This is a genomic window from Pirellulales bacterium (assembly GCA_036499395.1).
In the GTDB taxonomy this organism is placed as follows: Bacteria; Planctomycetota; Planctomycetia; order Pirellulales; family JACPPG01; genus JACPPG01.
This window is the reverse complement of the sequence record DASYDW010000066.1, coordinates 18,276-31,910: the sequence shown is the minus strand read 5'-3', so window position 1 is coordinate 31,910 and position 13,635 is coordinate 18,276. Positions and strand designations below refer to the sequence as shown.

General features: G+C 56.9%; 11 protein-coding genes. 1 reads left to right on the top strand and 10 read right to left on the bottom strand.

Annotated features, from left to right (window positions below; genetic code table 11):
* Positions 1-42 precede the first annotated feature (42 nt).
* The 5 genes from VGN12_12220 to VGN12_12200 form a co-directional block, all read right to left on the bottom strand.
* On the bottom strand, positions 43-795 hold the full coding sequence (locus VGN12_12220) for a PspA/IM30 family protein (protein HEY4310207.1): 753 nt from the start codon (positions 793-795) through the stop codon (positions 43-45).
* Between the two features lie 51 nt (positions 796-846).
* Positions 847-2,442, bottom strand: a complete 1,596-nt coding sequence (locus VGN12_12215; GenBank protein HEY4310206.1) for an SPFH domain-containing protein — start codon at positions 2,440-2,442, stop codon at positions 847-849.
* Positions 2,443-2,490: 48 nt separating this feature from the next.
* Positions 2,491-4,140 (bottom strand): SPFH domain-containing protein, encoded by a 1,650-nt coding sequence (locus tag VGN12_12210; GenBank protein ID HEY4310205.1) that lies wholly within the window; start codon positions 4,138-4,140, stop codon positions 2,491-2,493.
* Positions 4,137-5,000, bottom strand: coding sequence for a PspA/IM30 family protein (locus VGN12_12205; protein HEY4310204.1), 864 nt, complete (start codon positions 4,998-5,000; stop codon positions 4,137-4,139). The genes VGN12_12210 and VGN12_12205 overlap by 4 nt, the downstream gene beginning before the upstream one ends.
* Positions 5,001-5,824: 824 nt before the next feature.
* A complete protein-coding gene (locus VGN12_12200; GenBank protein HEY4310203.1) occupies positions 5,825-6,037 on the bottom strand; it encodes a hypothetical protein in 213 nt (70 codons plus the stop codon).
* A gap of 838 nt (positions 6,038-6,875) precedes the next feature.
* Between VGN12_12200 and VGN12_12195 the strand changes: the two genes are divergently transcribed.
* Positions 6,876-8,432, top strand: coding sequence for a hypothetical protein (locus VGN12_12195; protein HEY4310202.1), 1,557 nt, complete (start codon positions 6,876-6,878; stop codon positions 8,430-8,432).
* A 610-nt stretch (positions 8,433-9,042) separates the two neighbouring features.
* Here VGN12_12195 and VGN12_12190 read toward each other — a convergent pair.
* From VGN12_12190 to VGN12_12170, 5 genes are all read right to left on the bottom strand, one after another.
* Positions 9,043-9,819: a hypothetical protein gene (locus VGN12_12190; protein ID HEY4310201.1), complete on the bottom strand. Its 777-nt coding sequence runs from the start codon at positions 9,817-9,819 to the stop codon at positions 9,043-9,045.
* A 67-nt stretch (positions 9,820-9,886) separates the two neighbouring features.
* A complete protein-coding gene (locus VGN12_12185; GenBank protein HEY4310200.1) occupies positions 9,887-10,507 on the bottom strand; it encodes a PEP-CTERM sorting domain-containing protein in 621 nt (206 codons plus the stop codon).
* A 738-nt stretch (positions 10,508-11,245) separates the two neighbouring features.
* Positions 11,246-11,542, bottom strand: a complete 297-nt coding sequence (locus VGN12_12180) for a hypothetical protein (protein HEY4310199.1) — start codon at positions 11,540-11,542, stop codon at positions 11,246-11,248.
* 57 nt (positions 11,543-11,599) lie between these two features.
* The gene (locus VGN12_12175) at positions 11,600-12,502 is read right to left on the bottom strand and encodes a zincin-like metallopeptidase domain-containing protein (protein ID HEY4310198.1); all 903 of its coding nucleotides are present in this window, start codon (positions 12,500-12,502) and stop codon (positions 11,600-11,602) included.
* 711 nt (positions 12,503-13,213) lie between these two features.
* Positions 13,214-13,504 carry a hypothetical protein gene (locus VGN12_12170; GenBank protein HEY4310197.1) on the bottom strand — a complete coding sequence of 97 codons (291 nt, stop codon included), beginning with the start codon at positions 13,502-13,504 and terminating at the stop codon, positions 13,214-13,216.
* Positions 13,505-13,635 lie beyond the last annotated feature (131 nt).

Sequence of the window (13,635 nt, the reverse complement as noted above, 5' to 3'; positions counted from 1 at the left end):
CGCCCGTGATGATTGCTACAGACTTCGGTCGGCTCGGCTCGACTAGGAGTGGCCTTCGATTCGTTTCGGGGCACTGCTCGGATCGGGGTTCTGGACGATCTTCGTCGAATTAGCGTCAGGGCTGAGCTTTTGCTGAGACTCGAACTGCTCGAGCGCTTGCTCAGCCAGAATCGATTCCATCGCGCGCTCGCGCTCGAGATCGATGGCCGAAAGGCCTGAAAGATCGGCCGCGACGCGTCCCTTGGCCCGGTTCAGGCTGATCTTGTCCTGCAGCATCTGCTCGATCTGGCCGAAGTCGGTGGTGATGTCGAGATTGAAATTATTGACAAGCGTAGCGATCTCGGCTTCGGCATTGCTGGTCTTGAGTTCGGCGTCATATTGCGCGATGCGATTGCGAACCTCGGACAGCTTCTTGGCCGCGTGTTTGATCTTGGCCACGTTGTTCGCGTACGCGGACTCATGAAGTTCAAGCTGGCTCTCATTCTCGGCCAACTCCTGCTCCGCGCGTTGCAACTCCAGGGCAAAACGCGCGGCCGACTCTCGATCCCCTGCGGCGAGGTAGGCTTTCACTTTGGCCCCTAACGTCACTAACTGGCGTTCCGCCCCGCTTACCTGGCGGCCGACGCGCTCGACGAGCGCCCGATGCTGCTCGAGTCCCTCACGACCGTCCCGTAGTTGTGCAACGGCCGCATCGTACTCGTACTGCATCTGCGCGATGGGATCGGCGGCCCACAGGGCGTTTACTCCCTTATTGATCTGGGCGCGAATCGCACGCCATAGCTTGCCAAGCATCATTGCCGCGTCGTCCTTCTTCGGGCGTGTAGAAATCGAGAACCAACACGGTTCTTACTTAGTTTCGTTGCCGCGGCCAGCGGCCGGCGTCGCAGCGGCAGCCGGCGCGGCGCCCGCTGCGGGCAGCATCAGGCTGACCCCTTTACCTTCGAGGTTGGTCCAGAATGTGCCGGCGCCGCTATGAAACAGCCGCATTACCATATTAGGATTTAACTGTTCGGACAGCGAGTACCGCAGAAAAGCATCAGCATCGTTTTTGAAGACGTCCATCTTCAACTGGTAAAGGGTACTCCGAGCCGTTTCCTTGAGCGTGGTTACTTGAGCGTCGGCCCCGCCCAAGACCTGTGTGCGACGCCCTTCCAGTGCGGCAATTTTCGCGTCGAATTCGGCTTTTAGCTTATCGATTTCATTGGTGGTCTTAGTACCGATGTTTTCGACGTCGCGGTCGATGCTCGCCACCAGTCGTTTGGTCTCGGCCTCGACTTCCACCACACGCTGCTGGATCATTTGTTGTTCGCGCTCAACTTCAGCCTCGGTTTGCGCCGTGATTTCCTTCGCTTTGTTCGTGATCTCGGTTTCGCCGGCAATCTGCTTGTCGCGAATCGGTTTCAAATACGCCTCGGGGATGACGATGTTCCGAATGAACGCGGAATGGACCGTCACGTTCTTCACCCGCCCCACGCGGATGAGTTCCTGGGTAAAGTCAGCCTGAAATTTCTCTCGCTTTGTACCTTCGAGAAAATCCTGCACACCGTAATCAATGCCTTTGTCACGGCCGATCGAATGGGCCTGCACATCGACCACGGTCTTTTCTACAACCTGGCGCGAGCCATACTCCGCCACCAAGCTGGGCATGTCGGCGGGCAGGATCTCCCATTCCACGGTGCAATCCATGCTGATCGGGAAGCCCCCCTTTGAGGTGAAGTCGATCGCCGTATTTTCCTGGGGACGTTTGTCGTAGCGAAAGGCTGTTTGGAAAATGCCCACTTCGGAATGAATGACCTCGAATTCCTTCGTGTTGATGTAGTACAAACCGGGCTGTAGAACTTCGCGCAGAATGCCCTTCTCATTGGGCTTCTCGGCAAAGCGACTCGCACCATCGATGCCCAGCAGTCGGCGCTGCACTCCGACAAATCCCGGCTTGATCTCCGTAGCATCGACCAATTCGACCCGGTAACCGCGCAGATTAATGCGATACGATCCCGGCGGCAGCACTTGCCTTTGAATGCCCTGCTCTTCGTCCTGAGGATTCTCGGTGGTTTCGGCCAGTAGACGTCCAGGGGGCAAGGGCTTTCCGCCCAATGCGGTGACGATGCCGACCTTGCCTGGGGGCACGTCCGTGTTCTTCTCCATCTCGGTGGCATAAACGATCGGCAGGACGAAGTGCCAACCTTCGCCGAGCACCTCGCGCTGAATTCCCTTTTGGCCAGCTTCGGCCAGTACATGTCCCGGCGTGAGGGGTTGCCCATCCTTCGCCGTGATTACTAAGTGCGATCCCGGCCGGACATAGACGAAGAAGGCCTTCCAAGTCGAAGACACCAGAACCAGTGCCACGAGCGCGATCACGCCCCACACGATCAGGGCCCGCCGCCAGCGCGCGAACCCCCGGAAGCGAGCCGGAGTGCCGAGAGGATTGAACGTTTCGGTCATTTGCCAGGTTTCCTTGATTTCGGCATCACTTGCCGCAAACCGCGATGGTTATTTCGTGCCGGCGGTGGTGGAATCGGGAATTGCCGCGGGCCTGACGGGCGACTTGCCTGCGCCGCCATTCGGCTGCGTCAGATAGTTACTGAACAGTCGGCCAAAATCACTGTCGTCTGACGCAAAGATCTCGGTCAACGCCGGACCCAGTTTGTCCATCAAATGGTATTGGGCAAACGTCTGCACGTTCGCGAAGCCCGCCACGGCCTTACGCAGACCAGCGATCTCGGCTTCGTTTTGCAGCAAAATCACCGCCGCTTCGGCCTTTCCCGTCGCCAAGGTCGCCTCGGCCTGTTTCTCCGCGGCGTCGAGCGACAACTGGGCATTTTCGAGATCCTGGGTTGCTTGCGAAATCGCGACTTCCTTCATTTGTGCGGACTTCGTCTTGGCTTGAATCAGACGCGTCTCTGCTTCGACCTTTTCTTTGGCCTGACCCTTCAATGCTTCCTTGGCCTGCAATTCCTGGGCAGCACGAAACTGCCGTATCTTCGCGCCGTTCTTGGCCTGTTCGACCCGCGCCAGTTCGCGTAGCGCAATCTGTTCGGCCAACTCTTCAGGGGGCCGCATATCAGCCAACGTCACGGCGCGGACTTCAACTCCCAGGGCGTCGCATTGCGGCTTCACTTTCTCTAGCAGGGCTCGTTGCAATGCCTCGCGCGCGTTGAGCGCCTTGTCTGCCTGCGGCCCCGCCTCGGGCGTGGCGGCCAAGATGAAGTCACGGGCGTCGAAGTTGCTTCCCTCGATGCGTGCATAGCCGCGGATGTGCGGCAGGATCACTTTTTGCAAGATTTCGTTGTTCGCTTGTTCCTCGGGCGTGGTGTCTTTCTGATGCAACACGCCCACGTCGGTCAGCCGCACCGTCAACAACGGAGCCGCCGCCGGCTGGGCCGCGTATTCCACGACAACTTGCGGCTTCAGAATAAAACCGTCGCGACTGGGAAACTCGATATCCGCGAGCCGCACGCGGTGACTGCGGACTTCGACGGGCGTGATCGATTCGACGTACGGATTGAGGTAATACGTACCGGCCGGAACGGTCTCTTGTTGGACTCCGCGGTATCCCTCCGGCACAAGGTACTGATCCTTCCGCTGCTCGTCGCTGAGCCCATGAGGGTCCTTGCCGACTTTCAAGGTTCGTACGCCAACTTGTTCGACGCCGACCTCAACCGCCTTCACCCGTTCCCATGAGTACGCGTATGGATTCAGACGGTAAAAGCCCTGCGTCAGCACGTCCCGCAAAATGCCTCGTTCGCCGAGACTCGGGTCGGCACGATCTTCGGCCCCCAGAACCTCACCCTGCGCCATGCGCGCCGGGGAAAGTGGCTTTCCGAATTTCCGGGTTAACACCAGGCATTCGCCCGGTTCGACTTCGACCAACGAGTGAACTTCATGGCTCCAGAAAAGCGGATTGAGAAAGTGTCGCCCTTCTCCCCACGCTTGCAACATGACACCTTTATAAGATTCATCGGGCGCGATAATTTCATCCGGGCCAAGATCTCGTCCCCAACGGCTGATCCGAATCAGGTACTGCCCGGAGGGAACCTCGATGCGTTCCACTTCCCAGTGCCAGATTTGCTGGACGATGGCAAGCCCTACCAAGAGGATGCACAGCCCGAGCCAAAAGCGCGGTTGTCGATAGAAGTTCATGCCCGTTTCTCTTCCTGGGATGGCTTGGAATCCCGATCGGTCAGCGAAGCGCCGTCATGCCGACCCTTTGGATCGATGTTGTCCTCTGAGTCCAGCGGCGTCTTGTGGTTGATTTGATTAACATTCGCCAGTTGTGCGCGCAGTTCCGCCAATTGTGCGTCGAGCATGACGGGGTCGACTGCCGAAGGGGGGCCGGTTGCTGCCAATTCGGACGTGTCGACATAGACTCGTTCGATCGCCCGAGCGTTAAGCGATTTCTCCTGAACGAGTCCTTCGGCCTTCTGCCAGTTTGCCACAGCGTTGAAAGGATCGAAGCGACGCGCAATCGCGTACTGTTCTTCCACCTTCTCGGCCTGGGCTAATTGACTGAGTAAAATGTTCCGGCCTACCTGGTACTGACGCAATTGCAGTTCCAGCATGTACAACCTGCGGCGAGATTCGGCGACCATGCCGTTATGGCGATCAAGCTGCTCACGAAAGCTTTCGATGGCCGACCGCTCGAGGTTGATTTTATAGAGCGCCGCCCGCGCCCCTAGTTCATCACCCGCCGTCGCGAACCGCTTAGCCTCGGTCTCTAGTGTCGCGACATGTTCTTCGCTCTGCCGCAGGTTATTGCGAATCGCCTGGTCGGCAACTTCAGCTTGCACCAGCGCGTCACGCACCGCTTTTACGTGACGTTCGTGTTGCAGCACGATTTGCGTGAGGATCTCTTCCGGATCCAATCGCTTGCGAAAGGCGACGCTCCACAGCCGTTTGACGCCGCGCCACAGCTTGCGCGGACCGACCGCCAGCGCCACGAGCGCCGCCAATAGGCCTCCCCACAGCAGGAGTCGCAGCAAGAAATACTCCACGAACAGCATAGAAGATCAGTCCAGAATGCTGCTATAGCCGCCATTCACGAACGACGGCGTTCGCGATCGACCGGCGACGCGTGTGTGACGTTTTAGCCGGCAACATGAAGACGCATGGACATAAAAAACTGCCCGCGGTCCGGCCGGCGTGGACCAGTCAAAGATAGGTCTTTGCATGGCAGATAGGAGTCAACGGTCCATTCTCACGATCCGAATCCAACGATTATGCGGATCGTCTTAGCTAACCTCTGATGCTTTGCAACAACGAGACGTCATGCGAACAGTTCACGGGTTCGCAGTGCCCGGCATTATAACCGGGCTACAGGACCCTCGCTGCCAATCGAGAGCGCACCCCCCCTGAATGCGAGTCCGACGGGGCACATGGCAGAAGCGGCCGATTTCTCGACTCACCGCGACGTTAATCTCGATTTGCGGTATCGAGATCGTGAGACAAACCGCAAGCTTACTGGCGGGACCGACGCCAGTAGCGCAGCAGCCGGAATGCTGGCCATCACACAGAAGCGACTGCCATCACAAAACCGGATCAAGAGGGAATTGGAAGCTGTCTCCGTTTCGCCGTCGGCGCCTGACGGAATTGCCAATAGGGCCGCATCTCGTTCGTTCGACGAGCCACGAGCCTCGATTTAATTGACGGAAATCTAAGACGTCGTGGCCTATTCCCAGCAAGATCGTCCGTGCTCGCAACTCGACAGCGGGACGTAGCGCCGACGCAGAAAAAACATAAATCGCTTAGCGAACGAATGCGCCCCCAGCGATCCCGGCAACCGCAATGTTCACCTGGCCGGGAATCGCTGATGTCATTCGTCAATGCCCTACCAGATTCTGTGTCCGCATTCGGTGCAATTGGCACGCGGCATATAGCCAGCGTAGGGAAAATAGCCGTGACCGAACGGGCCTCGGCCATAACCACCAAACAGGTAGTCCGCCACCCGACCTTTGCAACAATGCGTGGTGGCATGTGCATCTTGCACCATGCATGCCATTCCGACTACGACGACAGCGGCCATCAGTAAATGTCGCAACATATCTCAACTCCTTTTTCAATTGTTGAGTCGCCAGGTTTCCTGACGCTCAATTTGCGAACAACTTTCTTAGGTTTGGTTCGAGCGATGAAATACGTCCAATGTATTCGCCCTAGTTCATCTCCTGCCTTCCGCTGCTAATTGCCTGTACGTCAAACATTCTCGGCATTCGGCCAACTGCGCGATCAAGCATTTCGTTAGCACCTGAAGCGCCGCTACAATCGTTGCGACTGTCCGCAGTGGAACGCGGCTGAAGTTGTTCCTATCAAATTGCAATGCACCGCACACGTGGTTCTTCGCGGCTGCGTCGTCTTCAGTAAATTGGCAATTCGCCAAAGAGCCAACGCGATCCAGTGCCGGATTAGATCTAGAGCACGGCGCGCTGTACCCCTACAAAACTTGGCGTGTGGGCATGAAGACAAGCTGTAGAGAGCACGCCATCAATTCGCAATTTCTTGAGTAGAAATTAGGCCACGCCCTGTGGTACCGTACCGTACGTCGCAATGATGATCGTCGCGAAAGCACGATCTCAAGCGGCAGAACTGGGATATCAACCTCAAGGCCGGCACGATGCAAAGCAGTAGCAGCCGACGCATTTGCTTCGCCCTTTGATTTAAGAGATTTCCTGCGCCGTTCGACGTGCAGCGGCTCGTCTCGCATTTGTGATGCCCAGGAATGCAAAACATCTGCGGATGCGTTGGTAATTAGCTCCTGATTTTCCACGACCTGAAGTATCGAGCGCTACCACTGCGCGCATGACCGTCGCTTGACCGGCCAACTCGCCGGAATCCGATCCGTATGAGTTCCTGTCCTTCCGTTAACTCTTTTTGCGAGGTGTCCCATGATTGATCTTGGAGCCGCAGGTGCCGTACTGAACAGCAGCAGCCCAGGCGACATAGCAACAAACGATTCTGTTATTTCAGGCATTATTTCTAATATTGTCTCACAGATTACAGCTCACCCGTACCAGATCGACCCTGATTGCACCATTACGTGGAGTGGTGACCTGTACACTTCACAAACGATCGTCTTTCCACAGATCTCTTACAACGGCACCAACTCCGTCTATTTTGGCATCTCGGGTCAGCAAGCCACACGACTCATGTACACGGGGACCGGCTGGGCCATCCAGAACACCTACGGAACGGCTGCGCAGAGTTTGAATGACCTCTACTCCCGCCTCCTGATCGAGAATCTCACGATCCAGGCACCGTATGGCAACGGCCTTTACCAGAAGCTCGGCGGCAAGAGTTGCGTCTTCCGTTCGATCTTCATTGCTTTTTGCGGTCAGGGCACGACCGGCGGTTACGGTGCGCACTTCGAAGAGATGGATGGGTCTTTCTTCGATGACATTCAAACGAATGGCTGCTGGGTGGATGGCTTTACTTTGGTGAATTGTCACCAGGTCACTGCTAATCGCATCGAGTCGGCCAACAATGGTAACGACGGCATCGTCATTTCGAATTGCGCAGCCGTCACTGGAAACTTCGACGCCGAGGCCAATGGCCGGTACGGACTGAATGTGGACAGCGTCTCCCGCTCGACGCTGACCATTTGGCAGGAAGCCAACCGTATGCTGGAGACCAAGAATTCGGGGTCCGGTTTGCAAGGGGTGCTAGCTCGGAACCCGTCCTCACCGTCGGGAGCCATCTACCCGGTCGGCAACACTGGCGAAATCCTTCCTCAGGGGTCATTGACGAATTCGGCACGGAATGTGATCTCGGGACAGTATGGTCAAGACTCTAACACCGATTTCGACACCGACACGCTGTCGCGAGGAACTTGCAGCTTCCCGTCCGATTGGCGTTCGCAGAATCTGAGTTCCCCTTGGCAGAACGTTTGTCCCCTAGCTGGGCTCGTCGCAAAAGGTTGGACTTCGGGACAGATCGCGGTGACGATAAACAGCGGCGGTATCACCGGTAAGAATACGCTGGCTGTCCAGACGGGAGCTTTTGCTTCCGGCACGCCTGCCAATTATGGTTTCGAGATTCGCTGTCAGGACAACAACTACCCTGGTCAGTCTGGCGGCACTAGCTTTTATTGGAATGCTGGGGATTCGTTTGCCGTCGATATGACCATTACGGCCGACAGCGGTACGTACAGCTACCTGTGGAACGAGCGTCATACGAATCTCAACGACGTTCAAAGTGTTTTCGTCGCTCCGCTCTCGGGAGTTGGGCTAGATACAATTAATCAATATTGGTATCTGCCGGAGTCCGCCAACGCCGGCCCCGCTAAGTTTCGCATGATTGGCAACGCCACTGCGGCAGGTGGACCTAGCCAGCTCCGCTTCTTCATTCAACCCTTGCGATTCTTGGCATCGGGGCCCAGCCAGGTCCTTAACCTGACGATCTCCGACATCAACGTTTACTACCTGCCCGCGAATAACGCGTTCTAGCGCGTGCGGTGGTTCCAAAGTGCAGAACGGGATCAGAACATCGCCGCCGGATTAAAGCTCGACGTCGTGTTCGGCGAAAGTGAGCGTTCTGCGATGAAAGATAGTCGGCGGAAAGGATCTGATCGCCCGTTTCGTTGACGTGCTGCAACAAGAAAACCTCTGGGGTCGGCCCAAACCGGCCCCAGAGGTTTTTGTCGTGATCGCTGTTGGCAGCCACCGATTTCTTCGGCGCTGACCCCTACAATAACTCTTCGGAAGTCCTTGCAGAGAAAGTAGTGCGGGAAACAGGACTTGAACCTGCACGGTGTTGCCACCACTAGGCCCTCAACCTATATCCGGGCACTTTGCAGTCGCATTGCGATCGCGTGGGATTGGCGAAAAAAGGCCTCAAAACTCGGACAAAAACGACGACTTCGCCGTGCGCGGCATTGTAGCCGCATGTCGGCGGCATGGCCAATCCTGTTACCAAATTGTTACCAAATCTCAGAAATCGTGAATCGGACCACTTATCCGTTTCCGGCGGTGAGTTAGTCGGATCGCGGCGGCATATGGGGAACGTACTGGCCAGCAGGCATTCGTTCCATCTACGCCTAATTACCGCCAACGACAATCATTGATTTCTCGCCGATGTCAGTGATGCCCGCTCGCGGCGGTAGACCGAATTGAGTATGGCTACGGTCGCCAGGCAAAGCCCCGCAACGCCAGCGATGACAATAGCTGGCGGCTCCGGCACAGGTATCGACACAGTAATCGAGACAGTGTCGGTTTCAAATTCTGGCGCGCTCCAGGGGCCGAAGAACGGCAAATAGATCTCAATTACTCCCAAGGCCGGTCCTGGATTGCTGGTATTGCCGAAGAATCCATCGTGACTATAGGTCCCCGGTCCCGATGGTCCGAGGAGGCCGGACGAGTTGTAGTCGGCGATTGCGATTGTGGGAAGTCCGCCAACAGTAGGTATGTTGTTGTGTTGAACTGGATTGGATGATTGCCAGTCAATGGTCGCGTGATAACTGGAAAGCTGCGCATCTATCACGATCGGGACGCCCAAATGGACTATTGCGTCGCTATCGTCGCCGCCACCTGGCGAGGACACGTCGAGCGTCACGACGATGGTAATGCTGTTCGGGGTTGCTGAGATGCTGTACGACGCGTCTGCATGACTGGTCGAGCCATCTGGAAACGTGAACGAGGAGGCAAACGAGTCCATAAGGGGATTATTGCCAAGGTCAGGCGTCGCGTACCCGCCTCCGGACGTAGCAACGGCCATGTAGTTGAGAACGCCGGAATTCCCCGACGGCTGCCCAACGATCAGCGGCTCGATTGTGGCCGCATGTCCAAGGCGTGCTCCGATTGCAACAAGTGCGGAAAATAACGCGAATCGAATCATGGCAATATTCCTGGGTTGTCGTGCATGAGATACTGAGTCAGTCGATTGCGCTGCGAAATGCCTCGGGTTACAACGAACGCCGCCGCAACCAAAGAAATAGTCCCAGTCCGGCAACCACGGTCAGAGCGAATGTCGAAGGCTCGGGCACCGTGGAGGCCGTGATTACCCGCACTTCGTCGGTGTTCTTGATATTGTGAAAATCGAGTGCGATCGTATGCAAATCGGTGCTGAATGTGATGCTGTCGGAGCCGTTGCCGTCGTGAAGCTCTAATCCCCGTGCCGCATCGCCAAAGGGATAGATCGTGGTGGTTAAGCCAGGGTAGGCGTCAGTGCCATCAAGCGATTGCGCAAGCACAATGATGCCGAGAATATCGTCACTGAACGCAATCGATCCGGTAATGTGAACCGGGTCGCCCGGAGTGCCTGCATCGTCGAAGTGCAAAAGATAGCTGTCGACCAGCGTACCAGCGGCGATTGAACCGATACTTAGATTCGGTACACCTCCGGCGGGCGACGTACCAGGCACGGTAATGTCGACGGCCAGGTCATGGGCGAGCGTGAGATGTTGTTGCTCCGCGAACACACGGATTCGCTTGTCGCTCTCAAGGTTTCCGGGCGTCACGTTCGCAGGAGCGGGTATGACAACAATTGTCGAACTGTAATTCAGGATTGAAGCTTTGGTCGACATGCTGAATCCGACAATCATCGAGAAGGCAATACTCAGAAGAACTCGTGGATACATCGTGGTCTCCGGTTGATGGCGCAGATTGAGAACGCAAAACGCTTCTTCGACGCTGAAGCACCGAGGGACACCGGTACGGTGACCCGAGGGGCGAGAAGATCGTCAAGCCACCTGGCTTGACGACGCGGCCGATTTAGATGCTAGCCATTAGCTTCGGTTGGTTTAGCGTTCAGTGAATGTGCCATTGGACGTTAAGCGTCCTTGACTTCGACCGTTTGGCGGAATTTCGAGAACATCTGGTACACAATCCCAATCCGATCTCGCGCGGAAAGCCGAGCCTTCGCTCTGTCGAGTTGCGTACGATAGGTCGACTCGCTGATCTTGAGTGCTGCAACGATCTCGTTTCGGTCCCAGCTTTGCATTACCAGCCCAACAATTTGCGCCTGCCGAGGGGATAGTCCGCAGAACCGTATCAGGTCCTGCCATTCCTTCGAGGTGAAGATTGGGGGCGGCAATGCGGCACTGCAGGCGGTCCTTCTGTCGGTGGTCGCCAATCCCGCTCCTCTGTCCGAAGTGAGACTCTTGGTGACCTTTCATACTGACCACATAGGCACCGTTACTCAGGAAACAGCATCAGTACCAATGAGCGGAGAATAGTTCATCGCTGAGCGGGCGACGAGTCGCTGTTTAGGTGTCGCCCGCAAGCGCGTCGCTCATTAGGTGTCGCCCTATTTGGCGACAGTGCTAATCGCGTCCGTGGATTTGGCGAAATACTTCGAAGACGCGATAGCTTATCGCCATCTTGTCGCTGGCTCCGAGTCGTGCCCTGGCCCTGTCGTATTGTGTCCGAAAGGTTGACGGCTTGATTTTTAAAATTCGCTGTATTGAGCTGCGGGTCTGGCTTTGCATGAGGTAGCCGACGATTTCGGCCTGCCGCTTGGAGAGCTTCAGGACGTGTACGACCTGTCGCCATTCGTTGAAGCTGAACAGCGGGGGCCGCGATGCGTCGTCTGGATCGGTGATCGTATATTGAGTATCCATTGGACTGGCTGCCGAAAGTACGAGTGAAGTCCTGCCGCAATGAAGGCCGAGAACCGGTCAGGTCTGACCGGCTCCCTGGAGCCCGTGCAAGAAATCAACCGCTTTGCTGGCGTGTGATGCAGCCGAGAAGATCGCCCGCCTGTCGTCTTTGAGTACCTTGAGCCAACTGTCGATGTAGCTGGCGTGATCGTCGCGAACTTCCGGCGTGATCTGCAAATCCGCACAGAGAAAGGCCGCTCCCAGCTCCGCCACCAACTCCTCGACGGCGTAACCCTCGTCACCAAATCGCTTACGGCCGAGATCGCGGTTGAGCCGTGATGGGTGCCGTGTCCAGTGCGTGATCTCATGGGCCAACGTCGCCGCGTGCGACTCGGCATCGCGGAACGTTTCCAACGGCGGCATCCGCACATAGTCGGCATCTATGGCGTAATAGGCCCGATTACCGCCATAACGAATATCTGCCTTGGTATTGCCAAAAAACCGCTCGGCCTGCTCGATGCGTTCGAACTTCTCTTTAGGTTGCTTGGCCAAAACGTAGAAACGTTCTGGCAAGCCCTCGATTTGCTCGGCGTTGAAGACCGTGTACTGCTTGAGGAACGGTATCTCCTGCTCGATCTCGGCCCCGTCGTCGTTGGTGTCGGTCTTCTTGAACGTACTGGCATAGACCACGGGCAATCCGTGCTCGCCTTTCTTCACGAACCCGCCCAGTTCCTTGGCCTGCTGGAAGGTCAGAAAGAAGGGACAGGCAAAACCGCGTAATTCACTTTCCATCCACAGCGTGATGACATTGATGCCCTTATAGGCCTCTCCGTTATGCCGCAGCGGTCGCGTAATTCGTCCGGCGGCATACTCCGTCTTCCACGGTTGCATCCAGGGCCGCACACCTCGCTCAAGCTGTTCGACGATCGTGGAGGTAACGCGGCTGTACACATCGGTGCGTTTGGTGTTGGCAGTGCTCATGGTCTGGTACTCCCTCTGAGATTGAAAAAAACCCGGTGCATCAAAAGCACATGCTTTTGGGCAACGGGGGCGAAGCGCCCAAAACTCAGGGGGAGGGCAGTCAAGGACGACCGCCGTTGGGAGGCGCCCGCCTGCACGAAGCGCGAGCGGAGGAAGGTGGGAAGGAGACCCGAGGCGGTCGCGTGGTCCCGATCCTTGACGGCCCGGGGGATGTGCCCCCTAGCTCGGTAGCACGAGAAGCAGGTCTTCAGCCACCGTCAGGTGACCGCCTGAGGCCGCAGGCCGTCGCACCAGTCGGGCGAAAGGGGCCAAGGCGTCCGATCTGGACCGGAGCGAAGCGCAGCCCGCGAGCGCGCGGTCGCCGCAGGCGAGGTGCCCTCGAAGAATTTCCTGAAAATTAGGCAGTACCCTACGCGCACGAAAAAAGCCGCCTGGGAGCGTGACGGCGTTCCAGACGGCTCAAGCTGTGGGCACATGCGCACAGCCGTGGCGATTGTAATCCGCCGACAATAGGCCGGCAATCAGACGAAGGTATTTCGACGTTAAGGCATAGTAGCCGCCAGGGAAGCCCCTACACTTCCCCAGCGACCAGGCTGGCGGAGCCGCTAAACTCCCGAGCCGACTGGAAGTTTATAAGCGCCGTCGTAACTATGCCAAGCGGATAAGCGATCCGTAATGACAATTCACTACAAATGCTCGCGCTCTGAATGCTCAGAGCAAACGCGACAAGGCGTCCATCGCCGTTTGAGCATTTTCCAGTCCGAACCTATCGACGAGCTTCTTCACTTCAATTAGCGTATCCATGCTGATCTCATCCTTGGCGCGTTTGCGCCCGCCCGTCGATCCGCCAAGTGCTGCCTTTTCATTGCTTACTTGCGATGGCGTGACTTTGATCCGCTTGGCGGCCAAGGCGGCGATTACTTCCCGGGGTCGTGCGCCTGCCCCAAGTTGCTCGATTGTCTTGCGGATCTGCGCGGCCTTGTTGACGCGTTGTTTAGCCATAATTGCTCGCCTTAAGGTACGGGGGCTCCGTGAGTTCGAGAGTGGACGGGCAAATACCGGCAAATACGCGGAAACCAGTTGTTATCGCGGGTCTGAACTGTCATTGGTCAGTTGCGGCGAAGACGCCGAGA

What these genes read in the sequence shown, in the direction of transcription:
- VGN12_12170 (HEY4310197.1), bottom strand. Translation starts at nt 13,504, where the DNA reads ATGGCTAAACAACGCGTCAACAAGGCCGCGCAGATCCGCAAGACAATC.
- VGN12_12175 (HEY4310198.1), bottom strand. Translation starts at nt 12,502, where the DNA reads ATGAGCACTGCCAACACCAAACGCACCGATGTGTACAGCCGCGTTACC.
- VGN12_12205 (HEY4310204.1), bottom strand. Translation starts at nt 5,000, where the DNA reads ATGCTGTTCGTGGAGTATTTCTTGCTGCGACTCCTGCTGTGGGGAGGC.
- VGN12_12220 (HEY4310207.1), bottom strand. Translation starts at nt 795, where the DNA reads ATGATGCTTGGCAAGCTATGGCGTGCGATTCGCGCCCAGATCAATAAG.
- VGN12_12200 (HEY4310203.1), bottom strand. Translation starts at nt 6,037, where the DNA reads ATGTTGCGACATTTACTGATGGCCGCTGTCGTCGTAGTCGGAATGGCA.
- VGN12_12185 (HEY4310200.1), bottom strand. Translation starts at nt 10,507, where the DNA reads ATGTCGACCAAAGCTTCAATCCTGAATTACAGTTCGACAATTGTTGTC.
- VGN12_12215 (HEY4310206.1), bottom strand. Translation starts at nt 2,442, where the DNA reads ATGACCGAAACGTTCAATCCTCTCGGCACTCCGGCTCGCTTCCGGGGG.
- VGN12_12210 (HEY4310205.1), bottom strand. Translation starts at nt 4,140, where the DNA reads ATGAACTTCTATCGACAACCGCGCTTTTGGCTCGGGCTGTGCATCCTC.
- VGN12_12180 (HEY4310199.1), bottom strand. Translation starts at nt 11,542, where the DNA reads ATGGATACTCAATATACGATCACCGATCCAGACGACGCATCGCGGCCC.
- VGN12_12190 (HEY4310201.1), bottom strand. Translation starts at nt 9,819, where the DNA reads ATGATTCGATTCGCGTTATTTTCCGCACTTGTTGCAATCGGAGCACGC.
- VGN12_12195 (HEY4310202.1), top strand. Translation starts at nt 6,876, where the DNA reads ATGATTGATCTTGGAGCCGCAGGTGCCGTACTGAACAGCAGCAGCCCA.